The sequence below is a fragment of the Chitinophaga terrae (ex Kim and Jung 2007) genome (genome assembly GCF_900107795.1).
Classification (GTDB): domain Bacteria; phylum Bacteroidota; class Bacteroidia; order Chitinophagales; family Chitinophagaceae; genus Chitinophaga; species Chitinophaga terrae.
The window spans coordinates 1-25,093 of the sequence record NZ_FNRL01000019.1; the positions used below are offsets into that span (position 1 = coordinate 1).

23 protein-coding genes and 1 pseudogene are annotated in these 25,093 nt (G+C 44.3%); 10 read left to right on the forward strand and 14 right to left on the reverse strand.

Going from position 1 to position 25,093, the window contains the following annotated elements; all coding sequences use genetic code 11:
* Positions 1 to 7 precede the first annotated feature (7 nt).
* Positions 8 to 268 (reverse strand): annotated as a pseudogene (locus BLV62_RS18635) (transposase); the annotation flags it as partial.
* A gap of 168 nt (positions 269 to 436) precedes the next feature.
* On the opposite strand from BLV62_RS18635, the gene BLV62_RS18640 reads away from it, so the two are divergent.
* From BLV62_RS18640 to BLV62_RS18660, 5 genes are all read left to right on the forward strand, one after another.
* The gene (locus BLV62_RS18640; RefSeq protein ID WP_139170268.1) at positions 437 to 1,273 is read left to right on the forward strand and encodes an AAA family ATPase; all 837 of its coding nucleotides are present in this window, start codon (positions 437 to 439) and stop codon (positions 1,271 to 1,273) included.
* A gap of 381 nt (positions 1,274 to 1,654) precedes the next feature.
* Positions 1,655 to 2,038 carry a hypothetical protein gene (locus BLV62_RS18645; protein WP_089763484.1) on the forward strand — a complete coding sequence of 128 codons (384 nt, stop codon included), beginning with the start codon at positions 1,655 to 1,657 and terminating at the stop codon, positions 2,036 to 2,038.
* A gap of 723 nt (positions 2,039 to 2,761) precedes the next feature.
* Complete coding sequence (locus tag BLV62_RS18650; protein WP_089763485.1) at positions 2,762 to 3,088, forward strand: hypothetical protein; 327 nt, start codon at positions 2,762 to 2,764, stop codon at positions 3,086 to 3,088.
* A 45-nt stretch (positions 3,089 to 3,133) separates the two neighbouring features.
* Positions 3,134 to 3,802 (forward strand): hypothetical protein, encoded by a 669-nt coding sequence (locus BLV62_RS18655; RefSeq protein WP_089763486.1) that lies wholly within the window; start codon positions 3,134 to 3,136, stop codon positions 3,800 to 3,802.
* Between the two features lie 58 nt (positions 3,803 to 3,860).
* A complete protein-coding gene (locus BLV62_RS18660) occupies positions 3,861 to 4,124 on the forward strand; it encodes a hypothetical protein (RefSeq protein WP_139170270.1) in 264 nt (87 codons plus the stop codon).
* A 352-nt stretch (positions 4,125 to 4,476) separates the two neighbouring features.
* Here BLV62_RS18660 and BLV62_RS18665 read toward each other — a convergent pair whose 3' ends face one another.
* Together BLV62_RS18665 and BLV62_RS18670 are read right to left on the reverse strand one after the other, a co-directional pair.
* Positions 4,477 to 4,743, reverse strand: a complete 267-nt coding sequence (locus BLV62_RS18665) for a hypothetical protein (protein ID WP_089763488.1) — start codon at positions 4,741 to 4,743, stop codon at positions 4,477 to 4,479.
* 78 nt (positions 4,744 to 4,821) lie between these two features.
* A complete protein-coding gene (locus BLV62_RS18670) occupies positions 4,822 to 5,424 on the reverse strand; it encodes a TetR/AcrR family transcriptional regulator (RefSeq protein WP_089763489.1) in 603 nt (200 codons plus the stop codon).
* Positions 5,425 to 5,530: 106 nt separating this feature from the next.
* On the opposite strand from BLV62_RS18670, the gene BLV62_RS18675 reads away from it, so the two are divergent.
* The 3 genes from BLV62_RS18675 (at position 5,531) to BLV62_RS18685 (ending at position 8,320) form a co-directional block, all read left to right on the forward strand.
* Positions 5,531 to 5,986, forward strand: a complete 456-nt coding sequence (locus BLV62_RS18675; RefSeq protein ID WP_089763490.1) for a pyridoxamine 5'-phosphate oxidase family protein — start codon at positions 5,531 to 5,533, stop codon at positions 5,984 to 5,986.
* 189 nt (positions 5,987 to 6,175) lie between these two features.
* Positions 6,176 to 6,865, forward strand: a complete 690-nt coding sequence (locus tag BLV62_RS18680; protein WP_211117855.1) for a type 1 glutamine amidotransferase domain-containing protein — start codon at positions 6,176 to 6,178, stop codon at positions 6,863 to 6,865.
* A gap of 102 nt (positions 6,866 to 6,967) precedes the next feature.
* Positions 6,968 to 8,320: an SMI1/KNR4 family protein gene (locus tag BLV62_RS18685; protein ID WP_089763491.1), complete on the forward strand. Its 1,353-nt coding sequence runs from the start codon at positions 6,968 to 6,970 to the stop codon at positions 8,318 to 8,320.
* 35 nt (positions 8,321 to 8,355) lie between these two features.
* Here BLV62_RS18685 and BLV62_RS18690 read toward each other — a convergent pair whose 3' ends face one another.
* The 3 genes from BLV62_RS18690 to BLV62_RS18700 all read right to left on the reverse strand — a co-directional run bounded on the left by BLV62_RS18690 (position 8,356) and on the right by BLV62_RS18700 (position 10,979).
* Positions 8,356 to 9,003, reverse strand: coding sequence for an RloB family protein (locus tag BLV62_RS18690; RefSeq protein ID WP_089763492.1), 648 nt, complete (start codon positions 9,001 to 9,003; stop codon positions 8,356 to 8,358).
* Positions 8,987 to 10,348 carry an AAA family ATPase gene (locus tag BLV62_RS18695; protein WP_089763493.1) on the reverse strand — a complete coding sequence of 454 codons (1,362 nt, stop codon included), beginning with the start codon at positions 10,346 to 10,348 and terminating at the stop codon, positions 8,987 to 8,989. The genes BLV62_RS18690 and BLV62_RS18695 overlap by 17 nt, the downstream gene beginning before the upstream one ends.
* 142 nt (positions 10,349 to 10,490) lie before the next feature.
* Positions 10,491 to 10,979 (reverse strand): GNAT family N-acetyltransferase, encoded by a 489-nt coding sequence (locus BLV62_RS18700; protein ID WP_089763494.1) that lies wholly within the window; start codon positions 10,977 to 10,979, stop codon positions 10,491 to 10,493.
* Positions 10,980 to 11,214: 235 nt separating this feature from the next.
* On the opposite strand from BLV62_RS18700, the gene BLV62_RS18705 reads away from it, so the two are divergent.
* Complete coding sequence (locus tag BLV62_RS18705) at positions 11,215 to 12,597, forward strand: S41 family peptidase (RefSeq protein ID WP_089763495.1); 1,383 nt, start codon at positions 11,215 to 11,217, stop codon at positions 12,595 to 12,597.
* A 10-nt stretch (positions 12,598 to 12,607) separates the two neighbouring features.
* Here the strand turns inward: BLV62_RS18705 and BLV62_RS18710 are convergent, their stop codons facing one another.
* A complete protein-coding gene (locus tag BLV62_RS18710; RefSeq protein ID WP_089763496.1) occupies positions 12,608 to 13,639 on the reverse strand; it encodes a right-handed parallel beta-helix repeat-containing protein in 1,032 nt (343 codons plus the stop codon).
* Between the two features lie 309 nt (positions 13,640 to 13,948).
* On the opposite strand from BLV62_RS18710, the gene BLV62_RS18715 reads away from it, so the two are divergent.
* Positions 13,949 to 15,337, forward strand: coding sequence for an alpha/beta hydrolase-fold protein (locus tag BLV62_RS18715; protein WP_089763497.1), 1,389 nt, complete (start codon positions 13,949 to 13,951; stop codon positions 15,335 to 15,337).
* Between the two features lie 73 nt (positions 15,338 to 15,410).
* Here BLV62_RS18715 and BLV62_RS18720 read toward each other — a convergent pair whose 3' ends face one another.
* The 7 genes from BLV62_RS18720 to BLV62_RS18755 all read right to left on the reverse strand — a co-directional run bounded on the left by BLV62_RS18720 (position 15,411) and on the right by BLV62_RS18755 (position 24,992).
* A complete protein-coding gene (locus tag BLV62_RS18720; protein ID WP_089763498.1) occupies positions 15,411 to 16,535 on the reverse strand; it encodes a TlpA disulfide reductase family protein in 1,125 nt (374 codons plus the stop codon).
* A gap of 70 nt (positions 16,536 to 16,605) precedes the next feature.
* Positions 16,606 to 18,060, reverse strand: coding sequence for a RagB/SusD family nutrient uptake outer membrane protein (locus BLV62_RS18725; RefSeq protein ID WP_168927906.1), 1,455 nt, complete (start codon positions 18,058 to 18,060; stop codon positions 16,606 to 16,608).
* A 14-nt stretch (positions 18,061 to 18,074) separates the two neighbouring features.
* Complete coding sequence (locus BLV62_RS18730; RefSeq protein ID WP_168927907.1) at positions 18,075 to 21,449, reverse strand: SusC/RagA family TonB-linked outer membrane protein; 3,375 nt, start codon at positions 21,447 to 21,449, stop codon at positions 18,075 to 18,077.
* Between the two features lie 212 nt (positions 21,450 to 21,661).
* On the reverse strand, positions 21,662 to 22,840 hold the full coding sequence (locus tag BLV62_RS18735; protein WP_089763501.1) for a FecR family protein: 1,179 nt from the start codon (positions 22,838 to 22,840) through the stop codon (positions 21,662 to 21,664).
* 46 nt (positions 22,841 to 22,886) lie between these two features.
* Complete coding sequence (locus tag BLV62_RS18740; RefSeq protein WP_139170272.1) at positions 22,887 to 23,474, reverse strand: RNA polymerase sigma factor; 588 nt, start codon at positions 23,472 to 23,474, stop codon at positions 22,887 to 22,889.
* A 336-nt stretch (positions 23,475 to 23,810) separates the two neighbouring features.
* Positions 23,811 to 24,275 (reverse strand): hypothetical protein, encoded by a 465-nt coding sequence (locus tag BLV62_RS18750; RefSeq protein ID WP_089763504.1) that lies wholly within the window; start codon positions 24,273 to 24,275, stop codon positions 23,811 to 23,813.
* Positions 24,276 to 24,305: 30 nt separating this feature from the next.
* The gene (locus BLV62_RS18755; RefSeq protein WP_089763505.1) at positions 24,306 to 24,992 is read right to left on the reverse strand and encodes an alpha/beta fold hydrolase; all 687 of its coding nucleotides are present in this window, start codon (positions 24,990 to 24,992) and stop codon (positions 24,306 to 24,308) included.
* Between the last annotated feature and the right edge of the window lie 101 nt (positions 24,993 to 25,093).

Consider the following 25,093-nt stretch of genomic DNA (forward strand, 5'->3'; position numbering starts at 1 on the left):
TTCAAAGCTTTTTTGCAATGACCTCCTTTGCGGCCTCCAAATCAAGGGCAAGATCAGCGTACATCCGCTTAAGCTTGCGGTTCTCTTCCTCCAGTTCCTTTACGCGTTTCAGCTCGCTGCCCTCAAGGCCACCGTATCGCTGCCGCCATTTGTAAAATGAGGCCGGACTAACTCCGTGTTCGCGCGTAATCTCCTGAACACTTTTACCCGCCTCGAATTCCTTAAGAATCTTACTGATCTGCTCCGGGTTGAATCGTTTACCTTTCATAATACACTGTTAAAGTTATCAATCATTTTTCTATTCTCTAACAGTCTTTTTTTAAGGGAAGCTTACAACATCACAAATGCAAATGCAACAATTGCCCGACTTAAAGCCGAAGTTGACAGCGAGAGCCTGCTTTTGGATGGACTACAAAAAGCGATAGATGATTTCAACATGGATGAAGTGGTTGCTATATGCAAGTCCTATCAGGAGCTACTGACCGACCATATTGAAAAAATTCAACAAAAACTTGACAAGCTTAATACGAATAAAAAATTAGTCAAAACTATTTCCTTAAAATATGACTTTGATTATTCCGCCGCTTGGGAGCAAATAATAAGAGACTTTCAAAGACTATTTGAACCGGCAATTCGACAGTTTACTGTCAAGGCGAAATTTGATTCTCAACCTTTAGAACAACTCCTATTCCATATTAAAAATATGGATGATCCAAGCCACGATAAATATTTGGAAGTGCTTGAGGCAGATCCTACACGATCAAATGCTAAGACTTTTTTGAAAGAGCTTTTTTCAGATCCATCAAACTTTGAATTGTTTAAATTAATAATTAAACATGCATTGCACGATTATTTTACCTATAAAAAAATACTTGTTTACTATGATGGCAAGTCGATTGATATCGCCTCTTTTGGGCAGCGATGTACAGCCGCTTTAGTTATTCTCCTTTTATTGGGTAACAATCCTATTATCATTGACGAACCGGAAGCACACTTGGACAGCATGTTGATTTCAAATTATCTTGTTGAGGTAATTAAAACAAGGAAAAATGAACGTCAGATTATTTTTGCGACCCACAATGCAAACTTTGTCATTAACGGCGACGCAGAATTGATTCACATACTGGAAGTTGATGACCATACAAACCTAACCATAATAAAAAGCACAACGATAGAAAACGATGCGACAAGAGACAACTTAGTTGCACTTGAAGGAGGACATGAAGCGTTCCAAAAAAGAGAGCATCGCTATTCCAATACACTAAAAGCATAATACAATACCTGGTTCTGATGTACCTAAAGCGCGTACGACAGAAAAATAGATGCCAACTTAGTTTGAAAAATGCTGTTTAGGGGCCAGGATAAGCGGAGCAAGGGAGAAGGCAACAATAAGCTGGTCTATTTCATAAAGCTCCAAAATCCTTTGCCTAGCATGTGCTTCCGAGAGCAATAACACATTTTCTCTACCTATTGTTTGAAACCCCTGCCGGAGATAGGGGCGGGAATGGCGCGGCAGCAGCGCCTTTCCGGTTTTTACATTTAAATAATCTAATCAGCTACTATAACTTTGGCCCAAAGTAACATCCGCTACCTTCACCGATAGGTATTTTTCAGTCTTGTCTGATAGCCGATTTCAATAAGCAGATTACATTTTTTGTTAGCGCCTACTGTTAACCAAAGCAAGTCGGTTAATAGCAATGATATTTCAATCAGCCATTCCTCGCAACTGGATTCGGCCATACCGGCTTCCAAGATAGCCCAGCTTAGCTCCGGCGAATTTGTGGGTATCGTTTCCGATAATCCCGACCAGCGCATTGAGCAGAAAATGTTCCATTGCCAGATCATAAACGATGTAGAGGCAATAAAGAAAGAAGAAGCGGCATTCGTAGACCTGCCTGTCACTAGAGATGTTACAGAAGAAGAAATACAGGCAAATTACCATGATATTAAAATGGATATGCAACTTATCATTCATACTGTGCTGGAAAAGATAAGAAATGATCCTGGTTTAGCCCATCTGCTGATCCAGCGGGAATAACATTGTTTAATACAAAAGGCCGGCGCTGAAGGCGACCGGCCTTTTGTCATTTGTGGCAAATAAGCCTGTAGAGCTGTATGCTTCCTGCAAAGTTTAATAAGAATAGCCATGACAAGAACCTATGGCTAAATAGGCAGCCAAATGATCCTTTCATTCAAAAGCCAGGTAGGCGGTAAGCTACTGCTAGCGTCCTCTGTTGATCACCGACGGCTTTGTGTACCGGTCAAAGCCTATATCTGCCATTTTTGAAATATAATCATCCACTCCGCCGAACCTTTTATTTCTAAAATATAGTAATGTCCTTCTGCAGATAGGGCCGATTTTTTGACTTGGGCAAAAATGGATCAGTGACGAGCCGCGTAACCTTTCCTAAATACGGCGGAATTTGCATTCCTTATTCATGCGATAACGAAGGGTCATATGCGCAAGAGGTCAAAAATTTTCAACGACTATATATGATAACTATGTTAGGGGTTAAAGCAAACTCCTAAATTTCACTTTTTTACGGCGCCTATATAATTAAAACATTACCTCAAAACACCGATTGTAATATATGCTGTTGGTCTAATTGTTAAGATGTTATCTAACAATTAAAGATTAACATATTTCTGTAAAAAAATATTTCATGCCGCTACACCTGTTACTAGATTTTCTGTATCTATGTAAAGTAGGAGTTATTCTTTTACTTAAGTGATTTTTATTTGCAACCTCAATCTATTTTGTATGAAACTATTGTTTGTTACCTTGATTCCCATCTCTATTATCTTACTTTCTTGTACTAAATCCACTAATAAATCAAAGGTAAAATACCATATAGCTGAAAAGAATATAACAATAAAAGTAGTTGATAATGAGAATAAAGGCACTCGCACTTTCATTTTACCAGATGGAAAAAAGATTCAAACCAAGATTCCTGAAATCAAGGACACAAGTTCTAAGGATTTATCCTATTCCGGAGTACATATAAAATCAGAATTATTTGAAGATCCTGAGAATCTGCTACAGCAGGTTATTGATAGTAATTCCTCCGGGCCTACTTTACCTAGATAGGCATGCGAAAATTCATTGAATTAATAAAGTCAAAAAATATTTGATATGCAAAAAATAGCAAGTGCTTTATATTTTGTAATGGTTATTATTTTTATTTCATGCTCTAAAAATGATTTGCCCAAACCAATAACAAAACAGCAAAAAATAGTAAGAGATACTGTTAGAGTTATTGATAATGAACAACTGGGAACCCGTACATTCCAATATCCCAATGGCAAAATAGTCACTATCCAAATCCCAAAAGATACCAACAACATGAAGGTAGTTGCCGGGGCCGGAATAGATACTACGGCAAGATCACAAATGGGAGAAGGAATAAATTTAAATAGGATCGGTTCTGTCGGTATATCGGAGACTATAAAGTTTAATAATCTTTTTTTTGACCCAGACCCAGAGGTTGACGGTTTGGGTTTTCCGCCAATACAGGTATTGTTTATAGCCGGTTTGGTGTACAATGACGAAGTCCCAACTGTTATTGACGAGGTCGAATATGCCAGGGTAGAATTAACTCCAAGATCGATGTACTATGAAGATCCATTGACTGGTGATACCAGAAGTGCAGGTGTAGCGAACCAAGTTTATGGAATAATGAGTAGTTTACCAAATAGCTCGGTTCAAATTCTTTATCATTATATTGTGACAGTAGTATATATAATTAATGATTTTCCAAGTTATCGTACATATCTTTTTGACAAGGTCCAAACATTTCCGTAATATTGTAATGGTGACAGTTACCACAATGTATAAATGAAATAGCAATCAATTCATAGTTATGATGAAAAAGTTTTTTGCAGCTACAATTTCAATAATACAGCGTCGTGCAAGAGATCGTGATATTTATATCTCGCAAGTTGATATTGCCAGTGCACTAAATTTATCTCACGAACTGTTTAACCAATATTTTGTATCGGATGAGGCACCTGAAGAAGTATTTAAACTATTAGAAAAACATTTCGGTGAGTATTTAGGTACGGGTAAGATCCGTTGGGAAATTAAGCAAGAAGAAATCGACTTACCAGATCCGGATGATGAATAAATGGAAGAGTTCGATTGTTTAATTTTATTACAACTACAGCATATTGTGTCTATTTTCGACGATTTTTATTCATTTATTATATCAGTCTCTTGGCAATTCAAGAACCATTATCTTAATAGATAGAAAGCTTTAAAAAATAATACCTGTTGCTATTAAATGCGATCATAGCAGCAGGTATTATCCAAATCTACCAGAAATATCAAAAGTTAACCTGTTATCTAAGCGCTTTCCCGGTTGTATTCGTACCCCCCTTTTAGCTCCACGTAATGCTTGTTGCTATATACCTATACATTAATGCATGTGGAAGGATTGGGAGGCGCATATGCCCGCTACACATATCAATACGCCAAGCTCAATACTTCTTTAGCGCCTTTGCCAGCATGGTTACAAGCTGATGATAAGCGTCTAACGGTGTGACCATTTTACCGGTTATCAGCGAAAACTTGCGCTGTACTGTATATTGCTGCTGTAGCTGAAGCCTGATAGCAGCAACAGCTTCGGGATCGCCCAGTCCAAACTGGGCGCCGTACCTTGCCAGAAACTGGTTATAGGCCCTTGTAGCATCCGGTTTTTTGGACTGCGACAGCTTTTTTAAATCAGCCTTTATTCCGTCCAACATAGCCCTTGCCTTCTCTGACCCGGTATCGGCCACATAAGAGAGCTGGCGAAAGCGGTTTTGCGGCAGTTTCTTATATTTTTATCCAACAAATACAGGCATTAGTATTTCGTCTACCATCATTGTAAGTCGTTTTTTAGAGATATTGGTTGGTCTGATAAGATTTTCAGTTCGTATCAGGTCGTAAGGCAGCATTAAGGTTATTGGGCTTATTTTTCTAATTTTTTCCCCTCTTTTTTCTGCGTTTGCCAAAATTTTTTTTGTTGCATTCAGGTGTTTTTCAACAGCTTGTTTGTGAATAAGAAGTTCGTTATTATCATTTTTATCTTGTGCTCTAAGAAAATAGTAATTGTTTATTATTTCAGCACCGATTTCGGTATGAACTTTTTGGTAAACGGTTAAAAGCTGTAATAAATCTTTTCGCAGGCTCCCATTGTCTTTTAATTCATCAAAAAACGCTCCGTCAAACAACTTTTTGGCTTTGTAAGAATAGATGTCTTGCAACAAGTCAAAGGGGGTTGACCATCTTCTGTATAAAACTGTTCTGCTTGTTCTAGCTTCATCAGCTATTTGCTGAAAAGTCAGATTAGTTAATTTGGTTGTCGTAGCCAGCTTCATTGTTGCATTATACAGGCTTTCCAATAATTCATCACCACGTCTTCGGCTATTTTCGGTTTTGTTCATATCCTTTTTTTACAAAGATAGAAAATTGGGAACATTTTGTATCTTATTTGATAAATCTTACTACCTTTGAGATAAGATACAAATTGAACCTTAAAGTTGAGCGAAAATGGATATAGTAAAACAACAAAATAATTTGTGCACAGACGCATTGAGAGAATTTTTCGAAAGTCATCACGATAAATTCCTGTGTACAGTCAATAAAAATGGCGAACCGTCAATCGCTTTAATGGGAACGCCACGACTAAACGCAGATGGCAATATTGAATTGGAATTGAGCGACAATCCGTCTGTCTCTTTAAATAATATCCAGGAAAACAAATCAGTGGTTTTCTTAGTATATGAGCCAGCCGCGAGAGCAAGAGATTATAAAGGTGTGCGGATTTATGCCGAAGCTATTGAAATATTGACGCAAGGCGAAAAGTTGGAAAACATCAGGGAAAAACTAAGAGCCAAATTTGGTGATGAGAAAGCAGACGAGTTAGTAGCAACTGCGACTTTCAGTATTAAAAAATTGCGTCCGGTTATTGATAGAGGCCAGCTTTGGAATGAGCCGCCATTTTGAAACATTTAATTTTTAAATGACGGATTTGCGGATCGGTTGTGTAGGCTCCTGGACACAGTATAACATTGGATGATTTGAACCTGGGCTGTCTTGTAAACCTATCCCATTTCTAAAACCCTTCACTGCTTACCCTCATGGCAAGATAGTTGTGAACACAGATCCAGCAAATGTTCACTTAAATCATTTACCATGAAAAAAATCCTGATGATTCTCACCTCACATGAGGATATGGAAAACACCGACAGTAAAACCGGCGTTTGGCTCGGCGAATTTACCGATCCCTATTATGAATTTATTGATGCGGGTTATGAAGTGACACTGGCGAGCCCAAAGGGCGGCCGTCCGCCGGTTGATCCCATGAGTACGGTGACCGAAAATATTACCGCAGCCAACCGGCGTTTCCAGGATGATACAGTTGCACAACAAAAATTTAATAATACCCTCCGGCTGGAAGATGTTAGGACCGGGGAATTTGACGCACTGTTTTATCCGGGCGGTCATGGCCCGATTTGGGATCTCGCCGGCAGTACCATAAGCGCCGAAATAATTCTGGATTATCTGGGCGCCGGTAAACCTGTTGCGGCTGTATGTCATGGGCCGGCTGCATTTATAAAAGTCGCGGAATTGCGGCCTGGATTTTTACAAGGTAAAAAGATTACTGGTTTTACCAATACCGAAGAGGTGCTCGCTTTTCGCAGTGATAACGTTCCCTATAAACTGGAAACGAAGCTCAAGGAATTGGGAGCCTCGTTTCATTCGGCTGTTGTTCCTTTTACATCCCACATTGAGCGCGACGGTCTTCTGATCACAGGTCAAAATCCTTTGTCTGCTGGTCCGACAGCCAAAGCGCTTATCGGATTCTTGGAGCGAGGGGCTTAAGACGTGGTTCGAATGTCACAAAACGATTGCTCAGAAGGAGGATGTTTCCGGGGGAATCTCTACCGAAAAAAAACTAATTTGCCCCCGACATAAAATCATTTCATGCACCAGTTTAATGAACAAATAGACCGGATCAGAACCAAATTAATCGTTGCAAAAGAAAAAGATAAGGAACTGAAAGCTTTTGGCGCCAGCTACCATAAGTATATTTTTCATAAGCCACTGGAGGAGAAGACACTTCTGGACTTTGAGACCAGGTATAAAATCTCATTGCCCGCATGTTACAAGGCATTCCTGCTACACCTGGGTAATGGAGGCCAATCGCATGCGGGTGCGGCTGCAGGCCCGTTCTACGGTATTTACCCGCTGGGCGGCTGTGTTGATGAACTCACAACTGAACCTGCCACCTATTTAAGCGAGCCGGTAACGATCTATCCGGGTATGACGGCAGATCACTGGCAGGAGCTTATAAATGATGCGGAAAAAGATGAAAGAACAAACGAGGAGTATGAGGCCGCAATAGGAAACATTTATGCAGGCATACTACCTATCGGATCGCAAGGTTGCAGCTATTTGCATGGATTAGTACTTAATGGTGAGCATGCGGGAAAAGTAGTAAACGTGGATACCGACAGGCAACAACCCAAATTCGCTTTTGAAGATAATTTCCTTGACTGGTATGAGCGCTGGCTAGACGAAATCATTTCGGGAGAGTTATTAACCGATGATCCCTCCTGGTTTGGCTATACCATGGGAGGTACTGTAACCGTATTATTAGACAAGTACCATACGACGACGGATCAGCTTACGAAATATGAATGTATCAGAGCGATCCTGGCAATACGGAGGCTTGATCCCGAAATAGGAGTATTATTAGAAAAAGAATACCTGCATGCGGATGCAGCATATAAACGTGAATGGTTGCAGGTGCTTACCAAATTCAATTATCCGGTTGCAAAACCACACTTGTTAACTTATAGTGCAACAGACCTGCTGGCTGTTGTTCAATTTGTCTGGTGGTATGCAAAAAATAAAAGCGGAGATTGGTTGGAAGTTATTGCAAGCAATCTGCCGCGTATCACTGATGATGAGACATTCAGGTTTTGTACTTACCTCCTGGTGGAAGCAAAGATGGATTACGGTCCTTTGATCGCTCCCGCTACCAACCATGAAAACGAAAAGATCCGTGTTACTGCTTTTTATACTTTGGGTAAGCTGGAAAACAAAGAAGATTATCTTGATACGTTTATCAATGGATTGAATGATCCTGTTAATTACGTAATACATGCTGCTTTGCAGGCGTTGTCGGGTGTAAAGGATAAAAAAATGTTACCTGCCTATAAGAAGATTTTGGAAAGGTTTCCAACGGAACAGGATTATATTTTATCCAACCTGGAGCACCGGTTAACCGAAATGGGATTTACTATCCGGGACTTGAAAAATTGGAATGATTAGTATAATTTTTTAACCCTGTTACCTGGCAACAATTGTCATATCAATTCAGGTGCATCAAACCGGCCCTTTAAGCTGTCAAGGTCTTTACTGATTAACGGAAGCAACTCCTCTCCAAGCTTCCAGAGCTCGGTGCTCCCTGGTTGCGGCTCATATCCAGTTGCTGCATAAGATGCTTTTGAATTTACTATAGCTGTTTCTATGGCAATAGGATGGGTGTCTGGGCTGAAACCGCCACGAATAATAGTCGGTAAGTATGGTTTCCAGCGTTTACATTTTGTAATGTCTTCTAACTCAGGAATGCCTTCCTTAGCATGAAAATATAGCCAGACCTCAAAGCATGGGTTGCTTTGCGCTACCCTCCAATGTTTCTTGGTTGCACATTCTTGCCGGATCTCATGTAGTTGGGCCCTCCATTTATCGGTGTCAATTACGAACCACAATCGGTCACGCGCTGCTTTGGCATCCAGTTCTTCTTCCTTACTTTTCGCTCTTTCTATCAGTTTTTTTGGAGCGCTGCTTCCTGCATCACTTTCGACCGATACAATCTTCACCCGTGACGATATACCATCAAAAAACCTGAAATAGTCAGGTTCCCGGTTTTGCCCTTCGCATACGATAATGAAATAAAAAGCATCCCTGAAGGGTTCTTTTTTTGCATAGCTAAACTTAATGGGTTTCGGCATATTGTTCCCAGTTTAGGTCTTTTAAGTTACCAAGAAACGGAATGCCGCCGTACCGGCCATTAAGATATCCTTTACGTATATCAATAGTGTGGTGTTCTTTAAACTCACTCAATGCATATAGCTGAGTGGCGCCTTGTTTATTCTTTTCAGCAAACCATATCTCATCAGGCCGGAAAATATCCTGGTCCAGCAGATTCGATTCATGCGTAGAGAATATCAATTGTCCTTTGGTGTTTGGATCATGAGAGAATTTGCGAATAAGCTCTTTGATTAGCAGGGGATGAATGCTTCTCTCAATTTCATCAATGAAAAAGACTTTTTCCCGGTTAACTGCATTGAAAAGAGCAGGAATGTAGTCCAATAATCTTCTTGTGCCGTCTGACTCTTCCGACAAAAGGAACTGCGTCGCCCCGTTGTCTTCAACATGCGTTAACTCAATTCGTTTGGTGACAGGCAAATTGTTCTCTAAAACAAAAACAGCCTCCTCCCATTGTGTTCGAATGAATTTTCCATTGCCTGGTCTCGCCCTCAATTCTGCAGCGATCCTCTCCGCTTCCTGTTTATTGTCTTCGCCGAAAAATTCTTCAATAGGGATTGTTTTAACCTGGATGTCATGAATACCGGTATTGAACGATCTCATTATGTCAACGGCAAATTGGTGGAATGCCTTGTCTTTCTCTAATCTGATTGCCATTCCCCCCGGCCGGGAAAAAGGCAAAATCAATTCAAGGCTTCTTTCGAACCAGTCCAATGCATTTTTAAATGGTTCGAAAATCCTGTTATGCCTGTTTCTCATATGGTACAAAACGGGAACATTCCTTTCCAGGATTTCATTCTTCAAAAATTGAGGGAACAAGGCAGCTTCGGGATCTTTGTTCACTTCATCTGAAAAGCTTAATTCCAGATCCGCCTCATCGGCCTTGTCTTTCCGCAGGAACAATGTTTTGTCCACTTTCTTATCTAACCCACTTATTTGCAATTCTTCCTCTACAATAATACCTTGATTTATAGTCAATCCATAGTAATATGGAACCTCATTTTTTATAAACTCAACGCCCAGGTACACATTTTTTTGTTTGCTTTCCGGATCGAACTTGAATGTTTCGGTGATCAGGTCCAGGGGCATTTTCCCGTCAATCAGGAAATCTCTGAAGAGGGCAAGGGCGTGAATAAAATTACTTTTGCCTGCACCGTTGGCGCCATAGATAGCATTTAACTTCAGCAGGCTAACACCTCCTCTTTCAAAAACATGATGAGGGAGACGGCTAAACCTGCCAGGTAACATATTGAATTCTGTAACCTCTTTAAAGGAAAATAGGTTGCCTACAATAAACCTTACCAGCATCTCGTGAAAATTTCACGTAAAAATAATTAAAATTATTGAAATTGCCTATAGGATAAAGGTAAAATTAAGTGCGGTGTGAATTTTTAACGTGAGGTCGTGTTTATTCCTAAAACATACAAAAAACTTCTGCCTCCCTCCAACTTTAAACATCAAGCCTGTAAATAAACTCTTCTATCTCCATCTGCCTGGCATTGGCAAAACCCCTATCGGAACCAATCCTGGTAAATCCACATTTCTCCAGGACCCTTTGTGACCCAAAGTTGTCAAATGCAACCCGTCCAAAGAGGGGCCGGATCGTTTCAATTCCGAGAAAATTCTTAAGTGCAGCCGTTGCTATGCCCTGGCCCCAAAAATCCCTGTCGAGCCAATAAGTGATTTCGGCATCGCCCTCCATTAGAAATTTTGCAATACTTCCAACAATGGTTTCCCCCACGATAATAGTCTGGTTGTTTACAGTAGGATCGCTTAATAACCTTGTGTATTTCGCAAAATAAGCCGGTTTGTCTGTCGGGTCCTGCGAGTTAAACGCAGCTAAAAAAATGGCTTCCCGGTTAAGTTGAATTTGGAACAATTTTTCTAAATCTGAAGCCACCGTCGGCCTGAGTTGTATGTCATGGTTCCCGTTCCTCATTAACAGTTGTTTTTTTAATATATTGCTATTAAGATAACTTTTTTATAGTTGAATTAACAATTTGCCGTCCGAAATTAATTAAATGTTTTTCCGTGAAAGATCAAGGTTGGGGCGGATATCGGACCCGGTTATTAAGTTGCTACCGGAGTTTATACTTCTTACATGATAAGACCATAGCTTTTTCTTACACGTCACTTACAATAAATCATTAACTTTTAAGCTACATACCTAAAATATGAAGCATATAAGTATCCTCTTTTTCCTTTTATATAGTATTAATCTCTTCGCCCAGGAATGCACCTGCAAAGAGCAATTCTTGTTTGTGAAACAATACTATGAGAATAATAATCCTGCATTTCAGCAGATAAAGGACGACAGACAGTTATATAACAAGTATAAAAGCGCCGTAGCTCAAATCACAGGTAAAATAGCAAAGGAAAGAAATACTGATCTGTGTAATATATACTTTAACGAATACCTGAAGGTATTGAAAGACCATCATAGCCATATCGACTTTAAACTACAGAAAAAAAATATGGATCTTTCTTCTCAAACAGTGTTAGATAGCTTCAAAGCCTCGCCATCCTACAGGGCATTTAAACTGAAGAAAATAGATACCAGCCAGGTAATAGCGCAGTTAAACAACAAGCCTGCTAATGATATTGAAGGTATATATGTTTCAGAAAGCGGTATAACAGTGGCCGTTATGCAGGGCGACAGGAACCATTATGAAGGTATTGTACTAAAGAAAAACAAATTGCTGGACGTTGGCCATATCTTATTTACGCTTACAAGAGAAGAAGACGGTTCCTTCCTGTGTGCGTATAACCTGGGGCTACTGGGCTTTAATTTCAATACCGCCTTTATTAATAATATGCGTATTGTAAATGGGAAGATCCCGAAGATGGGGTTTAATAAGATCAATGCCGGCCCTGATGAAAAACTGTGGGAATTCAGACCGTTAAATGATGACACCTATTATCTTTCGCTACGATCATTTGCCTATCACTTAAAGCCCCAACTGGATTCATTATACAGGGAGATTATCCCGAAAATTGCCCAAAAGAAATTTTTAATCCTGGACATAAGGGATAACGGAGGTGGCTCTGAGTCCTGTTATTTCGACCTGCTGCCCCTGATCTATACGAAGCCGATGAACGTAGATGAAGTGCAGGTTTGGGTAAGCCCTGATAATATAAAAAGCTATGAGGGCGTTAATGAGGAGTTGTTATCAAGAATGAAAAACGCGAAACCGTTTTCATTTATCCCCCAGAAAGAACACGCGGTGACTAAACTTGAATATACAGGCGCCAGGTATCCCGAAAAAATAGCGCTACTATTCAATAAAGGTACGGCCAGTTCAGCTGAAGGCCTGGTAACTTATGCTATTCAAAGTGAAAAAGTAATTACGCTGGGACAGCACTCTGGCGGTTTTATGGGCTATGGAGATGTAAAATCAACAGAAATCCCCTGTGGAAAGTTTATACTTTTTACCACAACCACCAAATACAAGGAAAATTCCAAATATGAATTTGTTGGAATACCACCTATGATACCGCTTGATAACAAAGTTGATTGGATTCAGGCAGCGTTGGCTGAATTGGCCAAGACGAAATAAAATAGCTATCTCATTTCCTTCCTGTAGCGCCAAACAAACCCGCTGGAATATCCCCGCCCGCCGATCCTGCCGCTAAATGCAGATAGGTTTTCGGTACAGTATCTGTTTCTACTACCTGCAACAACACTTTGCCTGATCGCTGTACGTTGTTGGTCAACGGCACTGTTACTGTATCATTTTCAATAACCCCGTTATTATTTAATCCCATGAATATCGTGTTGTCGCTGATCAGGGAATTGCTGAAGATATAGTGAGGCGTAAAGCCTTTCATTCCTACCCAGAAGCAACGGTTGCCGGCTATCACATTGTTATTGAAAGTGAAATCAGAATACTTCCCAAACCAGATAGCGCCTTCATAAGCGCCGTAAATAATTGAGTTGGTCAGGGAAAAACCTTTCACAGAAAGGAATAAGAGCAGTGCATTCTTACATTCGTAAAAGATGCAATGATCTACTTTAATTCCGCCGCCTTGTGCAAAAAGAGCGCCCTGGATAGGAGCGGAGTTCCTGTTGCCCACAAAAAGGCATTGTGATACTTCCATATCTTTCAACTCAGGGAAATGCCGTTCGATAGTGTAATAATAAACGACGGAAGGATTGGTGTTCCCAACAAATTTCAACCCCCTGAAACAGGTATTATTTCTTTCTACCTGGAAACCGGTACAATGGTCGAACGAGCCCCAGTTTTTGTTGTTGGGAGAGATGGATTGTATGACAGGCATTTTTGATGGCAGCCAGTTCGGATCGTCCGGCATGATTGCAGCTTCTATACTGAAGCGCTGATTGTCCTGTTTCGTCTTGAATGGCTTTAGCACTACCTGGCCGGTCAGGATATGCAAACCGGGCAAGAGCTTGATAGTAACGGGTTGTTCCCCTGTAAATTTGCCGGCCCGTTCAACTGCTTTGACAATGCTTAACAGCGGAGCTGTGATTGTTCCTGTCGCATCATCACTACCTTTTACCGGGTCTACAAATAATGTTTGCGCTGCTAAATTTATGTGGCTTGCCAATAAGGCGAATAAACCTATAATTAATTTGTACATAACGGATTATTAATAACAGGGAAAATTTTTACCCATCCTGGCTGGTAGATAAGTTGATCAGATTCTACCAACCCAATCTAAACTTTTTTTGCCATTTTTTCTTATCGCAAGACGCCCTTTTCATTGCCTGTTTTAGGCGCGTATCCGGTTATCTTTTAGACTAGCGTTTGGGTATCGGCACGAAGTTGCAACTCCGGGAAAGTTATTTTAACTTGCTGTTAAATGCCCCCGGTCCCCGACGAGCTTACAAAGGGTTTTCGAATACTGCCAGATATAATCGCTACCTAAACCGTTTTAACTACCATCCCCATGCAGCGTTTGTTTTTTTACCTCTTGGTCATTATTGCGATCGAAGCCCGGGCGCAATATGCTCCATCTGCAAAAGATTCTATCTATTCGCATCGCCTGGGCGAATTGCGTCAGATTGAAATCGTTCTGCCGGAACTTTATGCGACAGACACGGCGCATTACGACGTATGGTACGTGATTGATGGGGAATGGAATACCCGCACATTTACCAATATCCTTAGTTTCCTTACCGCGATAAAATTAATACCGGAAGTAATTGTTGTAGGTATTCCCAACCGTTATGTCAATGGCTTTAACCTGCGGGACCGCGATTTTACCCCTACCCGCTGGAAGGACGTTGACAGTTCCGGGGGCGCAGACAACTTCATAGCGTTCTTTGAGAAAGAACTCATACCTTATATCAACCAAAAATATCGTGTGAGCGGGGAGAATGGGATATTCGGCGCATCTTTTGGCGGTGTGTTCGGTTTTTATGCGATGCTTCAGCGGCCTGCTATGTTTCGCTTTTATACGCTTGGCGACCCGGCCTTCCGCTTTGATGACCAATACCTGGTACGCCTTGTGGCCCAGCAACTAAATTCTGTTCCGTTCCATAATACAGTTCTGCACATCGGGGGCCGCACCGGCTTTTCGTATGGCGATATGGCGCGCGACAAGATGGATAGCGTATTGAAAGCAAATTCGCCTTCCGGGTTGCGATGGCACTCAGAACTTTATGACAACGAAACGCATATCTCAAGCGTTTTTAAATCGAACTATGACGGGCTTAAATACGCTTACCTCGGGTACCAGACCCGCAACGCTAATTATATTCCAACTGGCGGTATTGTTGTAAAAGGTCATCCTATCCGTTTGTTCCTGCCTACAAACTATGCCGACATCCGATATACCTCCGATGGTTCATTGCCTGGCAGGAACAGTACACTGGCGGATGATCATGTGATAACAGATGATCCTTCCAGTATCCGGGCAATTTCGTTTTCACCCAGCGGACGTTATGATCGAGAGTTGCAGAAGAAACCGAAGACCGGCGACTACCTGGCGCCGAAAAAGACGCCGGGCAACAGCCGCAGATTGGATATGCAGTCCAAACCTGTTGACGGGCAATTAAGCGGAGTTGTTACCATACCCCGCGACGGCTACTACGTTTTTCAACTGACGCCTTCTGAAGGCACCCAGCTTTATTTTAATGATTCGTTGTGGGCGCAATACGATCCGGCAGAAGGCCACACCCGTCAGGTAGTGATCCTGCCGCTGCGCAAGGGAAATTATAGCTTCAAACTATTGCATCCCGCAAAAAAGGCAGGCGACCCGGCGTTGGACTTTGGATTATACTACAGCGAAAACGGGCAGGACGACTGGTGGAGAAACCCCTTACTGAGATGGTAAAAATGAAAAGAAGCAGGCATTCCGTTTTACCCGGAATGCCTGCTTCTTTGGTAGAACATAGGATACATTAAATTTAATGTAAGATACGCGCCAGCTCCTTTTGCAAACGTTCCTCCCGCAGGTTTTTTGCGACGATCTTGCCGGTAGGGTCGATAAGAAAGTTCTGTGGAACGGCCCTCACTTTGTATAACTGAGCCACTTCATTTTTCCAGCCTTTCAGGTCGGATACATGCGTCCACGTTAGACCGTCTTTCTCAATAGCGGCCAGCCAATCCTGTTTTTTCCCGGGCAGGTCCAGCGATACGCTTAACACGGTGAAGTTCTTGTCTTTAAACGCCTGGTATGCTTTAACTACATTGGGGTTTTCCCGGCGGCATGGTCCGCACCAGGAAGCCCAAAAATCTACCAGTACGTATTTTCCACGGAAGTCCGATAGTTTTACAGGTTTGCCGTTCACATCGTTCTGGGTGAAATCCGGCGCTGTTGCGCCTACAGCGAATAACCGCGCTTCTTCCAATTTGCGGGCGAAGTTCTGCCCTGTCGTGGTATTCCTGACACTGGCAGAAAGACTGTTAAACAATGGTTCTGCAGAGGCTACATCAATATCTTTTCCCGCCAGTTCCCTAAGGGCTGCCAGGCTCATATAGGAGTCCGGATGGTTGCGGATATACGCAACTTTGAGAGTGTCTGTTTTTGCGGCCGTTTCGCTGATCAGTTTCATGATCGAGTCCGTAACACCGGGCCGTTTCAGGTCTGCCTCTTTTAGCGCCGGCTGTTTCGCCGCCTCCCTGTAATATACCATCACCGCTTCCTTGTATGTTGTAAACTGGCGGTTGATGGGGCCGGCCTTGATCTTCGCCGTTTTGACACTGTCTTTTCCCTGAACGGTTATCTTCCCGCTTTCCAGGTACAGGTCAATCACATCGGCGTTTTTCTGCCATTTAGAGCCTTGCCCTTCATGATCGATAAATACATGCACCATCGCCGGTTCTTCGAGGTTGCCTTTGAACTCGGCTACGCCATTCTGCAGGATGGCCGAATCGAGCACTTTCCTGGTTGTCCAGCTATAATCGGATATAATATAGGCATATAACGGTTTTTTGACTGATTTCAGTTGCACTTTCAGTTGGTAATCGAACGATTGGGCCAACGAGATGCCTGGCATCAATAACGATGCAGCCAGAATAAAACGTTTCATCTTCTGTTTAATTTAAGTATGTAAAAATGAGAACGGGATGAATGGCGGACCATCCCGTTCTGTTGCCGGGTTATTTTGCATACCCCGGGTTAGGTGTAAGATTTGGGTTTGAAAGAATATCGTTTGGCGGAATAGGCCAGTTAGCCATATAACTCTTCCAGGTAGTAGGTTTCGCAGGCGCTACAACGTTCATCACTTCATCCAGTTTGCCTGTCCGCTTCAGATCAAAGAAACGGTGCCCGTATTCCGAGAACAGTTCTATTTGTCTTTCCTTTGCAATGGCGGCCAGGAGCGCCGGTTTCGTGGCGGGCTGGATAGAAGGCAGACCTGCACGGGTGCGGATCAGGTTCAGATCTTCAGCTGCGTTGCCTTTATCCTGCATAGCCCTTGCCTCCGCCCTGATCAGGTATTGTTCCGCCAAACGCAATGGTACCTGGTACTCTGCATTGTTGACGGATGATTTGAACTTGGCCGGGAAGTACATGGTCTTTGCAGGCTGCGTACCCGACGCAAGAATGGTAACAGGTCGAAGCCACTCGGTAAACCGGCGGTCGCCCGGTTCAAAGGCGTTTAATAAAGGGTCGCTGACCGTTGAATACACGAGGAACGAGTTAGGTCCCTGCGGGGGCATAATGGTTGCCGGCATACCGTTATTGTAAAAGTTGAATTCGTAAGCCGGGGACGCGGTTTTAGGGGCTACCGACCATATTGTTTCTTTGCTGTTGGCAATGAATACGTTGTTCAGGCCTACCGTGTCGTATAGCTGGTTGCTGATCACTGCTGTAGCCTGCGCCTCTGCATTAGCCCAGTCGCCCATGTAAAGATATACCCTGGCCAGCAGGGCAGTAGCTGCAGCGCTATTGGGTCGGACACGGCTTGTAGTTGCCGCGCCGTAACCGTTCCGGTAATTTGCCGGCAACATCGACTGCGCCAGTTTCAGGTCTGCAACGATCTGGTTATATACATCAGCCATCGGCGCACGGCTTAAGCGGTTGTTGACGGTGTAATCCGTCGATAACGCCAAGGGGACCGGCCCGTAAAGATTTACCAGGTAGAAGTAGAACAAGGCCCGCAGGAAATAAGTTTCTCCCAGCCATTGATCTTTATACTGCAGCTTTCCAGAGCTATTGTTAATGCCCTTGATAGCGGCGTTGGCAACGAAGAGCATTTTGTAGTATGCAGACCAATAAGGGCTTTCGGAAGACTGGATCGCATTTTTATAAACAATGTCTGCGAAGTTGCCACTCAGCGTACTTTTGGCCTCGTCGGTATACAGGGCCAGTACATAACCAAGGTTGCTGCCTGTGCCACCGTTAAAACCGGCGTTATTGGTAAGGTTCATGTACATGCCCGTAACAACTGTCGACGCCATGTTGTCGTTCACATACACATCTTCCGCTTCGATGGTGCCTGCCGGCAGTTGGGTGCCGTCCAGGTATTTTTCGCACCCTGTTAGTACCAGGCTGCCGGCCAGTGTAAACAGCGACAGCGACTTGTAAAATCTATGTTTGATGGTTCGTTTCATCTGCTGGTTAAACATTAAAGAGTTACGTTAATCCCGGCGGTGATCACCCGCAGGGGTGGGATCACTGAAGGGTTGAGATTTTCGGGATCCAAACCGTTATATTTCGAAATGGTAAGGAGGTTTTGCCCCTGCAGGTATACGCTGCCGTTTTTAAGATGTAGCCTTTTATTAAGGGCTTCGCTTAAAGTATATCGAATGCTCACATTCTGCAGCCGGGCATAAGTGGCGTCGGAATATGCTCCTGTACTTTCGTTGAATAACATCTGGCGACCGAAGTTGCCGAACTGCGTACTTACTTTGGGAATATCTGTCTGGTCCCCTGGTTTCTGCCAGCGGTCGAGCCACATGGTGCTGCCATTACCTCCAAATATGCCGAAAGGCAGGAGGGCATTGCTCAACAGGTTTTTGCCCATCCGGCTGGTGAAGTTGATGGAGAAATCCAATGAAAACTGCTTGTAAGTAAAGGAGTTGGTCAGGCTGCCATAATACTTAGGCGCCAGGTCAATAAACTCGGTTTTATCGGCCTGGGTGAACGAACCCGAAAAATCATCTGTTTTACCTTTGCCGTCGGTAAAGCTATAGTAGCCTGTTTCAGGGTTTACGCCGTTGTATTTGTACAACAACACTCCTGTAACCGGTTTGCCCAGAACATAGTTAGAGTTTTGATTGGCTTGTGTAGGAATTCGCAGCAGTTTGCTTTCAGGAACGGTGATGTTGAACCGGGTAGTCCAGCTGAAATGTTTTTTCCTGATATTGTTTGATGTAATGCTGGCTTCATAACCGCTGTTGCGGATCAGGGCATCAGAATTGAGCGTATAGCTCGTGTAGCCCGTAACGCTGGAAAGTGGCTGGCCAAGCAACTGGTTGCCTGCACGGTTCAGGTAATAGCTGAAATCAGCCATGATCTTATCGTCGAGGAACCCTAACTCCAGGCCTATTTCTGAATTGAAATTCCGTTCCCAGTTCAGGATAGGATTAGGCAGAGCATTGGGTTGCAAACCCGTTTTGCCATCGTAGTTTCCTGACATTGCCTGGTATGTTTCGATGTAACGGAAGTCGCCGATCGCGTCGCCGCCTACCACGCCGCTGCTGACCCTCAGCTTACCATAGCTGAGTGCGGGTAATTTATCTTTCAGCAGTTTTTCTTCACTGAAGATCCAGGCCAGGGCGCCTGAACCGAAGTTGCCAAACCTGCGGCCAGGGCCAAACTTCGTGGAGCCGTCGTGCCGGAGGTTTACGTTCGCAATATATTTCTCATTCCACACGAATTTTACGATACCATAGGTACCGATAGAGCGGTATTCATTCAGTTCGTATTTCGAAACCACGGAAGTGGCTATGGCCGGGTTAACGAGCAAAGCGTCGGATGGGAAGCCGGTACCGGTGATATCGGTCATCTGTGATACCTGGTTACTGATCTCAGCGCCTATCTTAACGCTCAGGTTACCCCGCGAGGCGATCATTTTCCTATACTCGCCGTATGGGGAAATGGTAATGGAACGGGTAGAAAACTGGTGCAGGATGCCTACCGTCTGAGTAGCCGCGAGGATATTGGAAGGATTGAAAGTGCTGGTAGGATTGCCTATCAGCTCCTTCCCGTTGATGGTGTTGTATCCGAATACGCTGTTCAATGTGATACTCTTTGTTGGCCGGTAGGTCAGTGTAGCATTGGCCAACAGGTTGTTGGTTGTGTTTTTATATTGTTTGTTGATGTTAGAGGCAAAGCTGGTACTGTTAACGTTAGTACCGATAGCATCCCAGTTAATGCTGCCGTCGGGATTGAAAGGACGGGGAGCATTGGGGACAGCCATGACGGACCCGGAGAAATCCTGCGGTACCATATCGTTCACTGAACTCAGGTAGGTACCGGTCAGCGACATGTTGAACTTGTTGTTCGTAGTGCCTGTGTTCAGGGCAAAACGCAGGGAACCATCTTTGTTGGCGCCGGTATGGCGTTGAATATTACCAGTATTGCGCAGGCTTCCGCTTATCAGGTAGTTGGTATTACCAGCTCCGCCGCTGTAAGACAGGTTGACATTGGTGGTGGCAGCGGCCTTGCCCATCAGTTCTTTCCTCCAGTTGGTATAACGGTCTTCGGGCCAGGTGCCGTTCAGGTCAAGGTCTTGTGCCGATACCTGCAGGTTATCGTTCTTCAGCGCTTCCCGCCGGAGCATAAGGTATTCCTCGGTATTCATCAGCTTAGGCGCCTTGCCCATGAGCGATACGCCCGTATATACATTGGCGTTAAAGGCCTGGCGGTTGCCGCGGGCTTTTTTGGTCGTGATAAGGATCACTCCATATGCACCGGAGGAACCGTAGATAGCTGTTGCATCTATATCTTTCAGCACATCTACGCTTTCGATATCATTAGGATTGATATAATTGAGTCCACTGCCGCCTTGCAGGAAGCTCTGGGTGCCGTACAGCGTATTGGTCGAGAGTGGAAGAGTGCCGGCAGGGAACCGTACCCCATCTACGATAATAAGCGGCTGTGTGGCCCCGGTAGTGAGGTTGGCTGCGCCGCGCATCCTTACGGTAAATGCGCCGCCCGGCTGGCCTGTCACCTGTTGGATAAAGAGGCCGGGCACTTTTCCCTGGAGCGCTTCCATGACGTTGTTCACAGGATTTTTCGCGATCTCTTTCGAGGAAATGGAACTGATGTTACCTGCGTTGAACCGTTTGGTAGTGGTTCCATAGGCCATTACCTGTACCTCGTCCAGGGGCGAGGAGCTGGGAGCCAGGCGAACAGACAACAACGCGCTGCTGCCGGAGAGCAGGCTGGAAACGGCTTCTCCTTCATCGTTGTGGTCTGGGCGCCCAGACTGGCTGTCTTTCACTACAACGAAGTTGCCGTTAACCCGTTTAACGGTTAAAGGCAGGAAACCAACGGCAGAGATACGGAGCAGGTCTCCTTCCGCTACTTCGAGCGTAAATGCGCCATTAGCTGCAGTTACAGTGCCTTTGTTCTGACCAACGATAACTACAGTCACGCCAGGCATAGGCTTTCCATCTGCCGACCGAACAACGCCGTTTACCGGCGGAGGCGCCGCTTCAACGTTGGTAGCGGGAGTTGTGCCGGCAACAGGAGTTGGCTGATTTTTTCGGGTGACAAGAATTGTCTTCCCCTGGATCATATATTCTAATGGTTGACTTTTGAATGCGAGTTCCAGGAACTTGAGAAGCGGAACATCGTTAGCGGAAAGTGCAATAGGCCTGGCATCTGAAAGAACGCCTTTCTGATTTAGCACTACATAGCCAGTCTGGTCTTTGATGGCTTTGAATATCTCCCGCAAAGTCAGTTGCCGCCCGGTGATCGACACCTGCTGTGCCCTACCGGTAGCATGCGTTTGAAGAAGCGCCGCCGATAGCAAAAGGGTGGTGAGTCGCATAATCCGTTTGATTTTTTCAATAGGCCCAGGGTCCGGCAAGCCGGGGAATGGCCAATAACGTTTTTTTTGCATAAATTGCAAATAGATTTGGTTGTTAGAAAATTGATGTAAAAGGCTTTTTTTGTCAGCTAGATCTTTTACCGTCACAGGTCGCAACTGTGGCGGTAATTTTTTGTTATCTCATATTTTAATGTTGGTCGTTATGCGTATTATTATGGTTGAACTATCAGTTTTCTTCCTTCTAACCTGAATTGGATGCCGCTGCGGCTAAGTATAGTCAGCAATCCGTTTAATGGTACATCTCTCGTCATTTGTCCTTCAAATTCTATATCTGGTATTCCTTTCCCGTATACGACTTCAATATCATACCAGCGTTCCAGTTGGCGCATAATATCAGCAAAGTCGGCTCCTTCAAAGTTGAACAACCCATTTTTCCAGGCGATCACATTATCAACATCGGCATGCTCTTTTACCGTGATGCGGTCTGCTGCCGCGCTGATCCGGGCCTGCTGGCCGGGGCGCAATACTACTTCAGCCGCTTTCCCTGAAACGGTGGCGGATACACGTACTGCTCCTTCCATTAAAGTAGTGGCAATGGTTTTCTCGTTGTCATAGGCATTTACATTGAAATGTGTGCCGAGTACCAGGATGTCCGCTTTCTTATTTACATTCACATGAAAAGGTCGTTTAGTGTCGGCCGCCACTTCAAAATACGCTTCGCCTTTTACTTCAACCTGCCTTTCTCCTTCTCCAAAAACCGTTGGGTATCTTAATGAACTGGCTGCGTTCAGCCAGACCTCTGTGCCGTCGGATAATACAACCCGGAACTGCCGCCCCCGGGGGGTAGTAATGGTATTGTAGGTGACTGTTTCAGCGCTGGTTCCGGCAGGTTGATATGAAAGTTGAGCATTGGCCAGTACCAGTTGCGCGCCATTTTGCCGGGCGATGGTACCATTGCCAAGGCTGTCGAGCACCACTTCCGAACCATCGGCAAGGGTGAGGATGGCGCCTTCTTTACCTGGGAGGATATTATGCTTCTCCGCTCGGCTGTGGGCCAGCCTTGTTTCCGCCGGGCGGGAAAGCCACAGGTAACCGCCTGCAACTATGGCAAGTACTGCGGCGGCTGCGGCAGCAGGCCAATACCATCGGCGGCGCGATGCAACCTGCATTGGCGGCCGGTCGCTGGCCAGCGCGGTATGCAGGATAGGCAGCAGCGACGCGTCCGGCGGAACGGAAATATCCAGGTCGCCCGCCAGGGCGTCAAATGCTGCCAGCAGGGCGTCATGACTCTCCGGATCCCGGAGCAGCTGTCCGAACTCGGCCTGTTCGGCCGCTGTCAGGCCCTTTTCCAGGTGTCGGCCTACCAGGTAAATAATGCGAGATTGATCCATATCCTATATAAGAGATGCGCGTGAAAGGGAGTTGTCACTATGCGTCTTAAAAAAAATATAAAAAGACAACTACAGACATCAGGTCCATAGGGAAAAGAAAACCACGGATCGTTTGCAGGGCCGCGCTAAGCACGTTTCTTACATACCCGTTCGATAACCCCAGCTCTTCGGCGATTTCTTTTGTTGTCATCCCTTTTTCGCGGCTCATCTGGTAAATAAGCCTGCGTTGGGGCGACATGGAGGAAAGGGCCTTGCTCACCGCTTCCTGTATCTCTTTAACGGACAGAGAGTGGAGCGCGTGGTTATGGCTGTCGGTCTCCATTGGGAGGCCATCCAGTTTGCTCTGGTAAACGGCGGCTTTGCGGAGGTATTGCAGGCATTCCCGGATCAGGACCTTTCTCAGCCAGGGCCCGGGCAGCTCAATTTCCGCCAGGTTGGTCCTGTTCAGCCATAATTTGATAAAAAAGTCCTGCAGCACTTCCTGGCTGGCAGTTTCGCTTTGCAGTATCCGCATGGAAATACGGGATAACGCCGCCGAATACATGTTAAAAAGGTCGGCAAAGGCGGCTTCATTCCCTTCAGCAATTCTTGAAAGAAGTTCCCTGTCACTGTATGGAGATGAACCGGACGTCAATTCACTATAGTTTGCGTGTGGGCGTGCAAGCTAATAATAATTTTAGGATTTATCAGGTAAAAGTGACGACGGGGGTGTGGATCGTTGTTTCCCTGGGCGTCCCTGTAGCTCGGAAAGTTGCTATGACGAAGGCGCACGACTCGATAAATGATTGGATGTATTGGCTCAATCAATCTCCCTCTGAAAGATTGGAAACTGTGACTTTCATAATATCTCAGTCTTTAGGCAAGAGTTGACGAATGGACAAAACAGCAGTAAATAGAAAAATGTTGCGCTAATGATTTTAGCAAAAGATTTTGAGGATTTCGTAAAGCTCATTTTACTCATCCTCCTTGCTTATTTATGCAATGCATCTTTCATCTTTTTAAAAAATGCCAGTTCCCCGCTATTTAACCGGTCCAGGAATATCACCAACCGATTAGGCATCCGCACGGTGATACGCGCGCCATTATTTATAATATCAATGGTCTGAACCCAATCCCAGCTTTTGGTTTCCGCTTTATTCGATTTCGGGTAAAAGACCTGGATATTTTCTTCACTGAATTCTATGTTAAAATTGAAAGCGCCGGATTTAACCTTGGTGCCCGCGCTTAAATAATAAAGAGGCGCCACTACTATTACCATTAAACAAACAAAGTAAAGAGCGGCTGAGAGCCACCAGGATTGCCCCGGCAGCGGCATGTAATATCCAATGATCAGCATGGCAAAAAGATACATCCATAGGCTCTTCTTTGCCAGGAAATATAATTGAGCGCGTAACATAGTGCGCCGGGTTGCAATGATCTGCCTGGTTACTTTCATATGTTCTTAAATTTACTATCGCCTGGCATTTTAACTGTATTTTTCTTCCAGCCTGTATAAAATATCAACCAGGGCGTCGGGACGTTCTCTCATTACATTGTGCGCACAATGTAATGTTTCGACCTGCCAACCGGGAGAATCTTTCAGATTTTCATATTGCTTTACGAATGGGCTTTGTTCCCAGCCGCTCAGATAAATAAATGCACGGTTGGGGATCTGCCTGTGATTTCCATTTAAACGCACACTTTGCATGAATGTTGCCAGGGGATGAGGTCTTCGTCTGTCTTCCGTCCCTTGCGGAACTTCCACATTCAAACCATCAAACTTGGCCCCCGCCACAAAACGCTCCCGATAGATGTCGCTGGTCAGGCTCCAGCACGAGTCTCCGTCTTCGGGAATATACGCATCAATATACACCAACGCATTAATTCTTTCTGGAATCTGGTCTGCAACTCCTGTAATGACTAACCCCGCATAACTGTGGCCGCATAAGATTATATTCGTAACGTTTGCTGCTACGAGCGTATCTACCACGAACCCGATATGAGTATCTAAATTTATTATCCTGTTGGATGGCGTTGGTTGAAGTTCGAGTCCTGGCAGGGTTAACGAAATACATTTCTTTCCCTGCGCCTCCAGTTTGCTGGTTACCGGGTCGTAAGCCCAACCGCCGTGCCAGCCTCCGGGAATAAAAACATATGTTCTTTCTTTTGTCATATGGCCAGGTTATACCAGGTTATTCAATAGTTAGGGAAGATAAATAAAAAAAAGTAGTTCCCCGAATGAAATCAGTTTAACAATTGATGAATATTAAATTG

Bases quoted from the DNA above. Each gene is read 5' to 3' on its own strand.
- BLV62_RS18665 (WP_089763488.1), bottom strand. From the start codon at position 4,743: ATGTTGGACGGAATAAAGGCTGATTTAAAAAAGCTGTCGCAGTCCAAA.
- BLV62_RS18730 (WP_168927907.1), bottom strand. From the start codon at position 21,449: ATGCGACTCACCACCCTTTTGCTATCGGCGGCGCTTCTTCAAACGCAT.
- BLV62_RS18725 (WP_168927906.1), bottom strand. From the start codon at position 18,060: ATGAAACGAACCATCAAACATAGATTTTACAAGTCGCTGTCGCTGTTT.
- BLV62_RS18655 (WP_089763486.1), top strand. From the start codon at position 3,134: ATGCAAAAAATAGCAAGTGCTTTATATTTTGTAATGGTTATTATTTTT.
- BLV62_RS18735 (WP_089763501.1), bottom strand. From the start codon at position 22,840: ATGGATCAATCTCGCATTATTTACCTGGTAGGCCGACACCTGGAAAAG.
- BLV62_RS18670 (WP_089763489.1), bottom strand. From the start codon at position 5,424: ATGAACAAAACCGAAAATAGCCGAAGACGTGGTGATGAATTATTGGAA.
- BLV62_RS18720 (WP_089763498.1), bottom strand. From the start codon at position 16,535: ATGAAACGTTTTATTCTGGCTGCATCGTTATTGATGCCAGGCATCTCG.
- BLV62_RS18675 (WP_089763490.1), top strand. From the start codon at position 5,531: ATGGATATAGTAAAACAACAAAATAATTTGTGCACAGACGCATTGAGA.
- BLV62_RS18695 (WP_089763493.1), bottom strand. From the start codon at position 10,348: ATGCTGGTAAGGTTTATTGTAGGCAACCTATTTTCCTTTAAAGAGGTT.
- BLV62_RS18755 (WP_089763505.1), bottom strand. From the start codon at position 24,992: ATGACAAAAGAAAGAACATATGTTTTTATTCCCGGAGGCTGGCACGGC.
- BLV62_RS18750 (WP_089763504.1), bottom strand. From the start codon at position 24,275: ATGAAAGTAACCAGGCAGATCATTGCAACCCGGCGCACTATGTTACGC.
- BLV62_RS18700 (WP_089763494.1), bottom strand. From the start codon at position 10,979: ATGAGGAACGGGAACCATGACATACAACTCAGGCCGACGGTGGCTTCA.
- BLV62_RS18660 (WP_139170270.1), top strand. From the start codon at position 3,861: ATGATGAAAAAGTTTTTTGCAGCTACAATTTCAATAATACAGCGTCGT.
- BLV62_RS18685 (WP_089763491.1), top strand. From the start codon at position 6,968: ATGCACCAGTTTAATGAACAAATAGACCGGATCAGAACCAAATTAATC.
- BLV62_RS18640 (WP_139170268.1), top strand. From the start codon at position 437: ATGGATGAAGTGGTTGCTATATGCAAGTCCTATCAGGAGCTACTGACC.
- BLV62_RS18690 (WP_089763492.1), bottom strand. From the start codon at position 9,003: ATGCCGAAACCCATTAAGTTTAGCTATGCAAAAAAAGAACCCTTCAGG.
- BLV62_RS18650 (WP_089763485.1), top strand. From the start codon at position 2,762: ATGAAACTATTGTTTGTTACCTTGATTCCCATCTCTATTATCTTACTT.
- BLV62_RS18680 (WP_211117855.1), top strand. From the start codon at position 6,176: ATGAAAAAAATCCTGATGATTCTCACCTCACATGAGGATATGGAAAAC.
- BLV62_RS18705 (WP_089763495.1), top strand. From the start codon at position 11,215: ATGAAGCATATAAGTATCCTCTTTTTCCTTTTATATAGTATTAATCTC.
- BLV62_RS18715 (WP_089763497.1), top strand. From the start codon at position 13,949: ATGCAGCGTTTGTTTTTTTACCTCTTGGTCATTATTGCGATCGAAGCC.
- BLV62_RS18710 (WP_089763496.1), bottom strand. From the start codon at position 13,639: ATGTACAAATTAATTATAGGTTTATTCGCCTTATTGGCAAGCCACATA.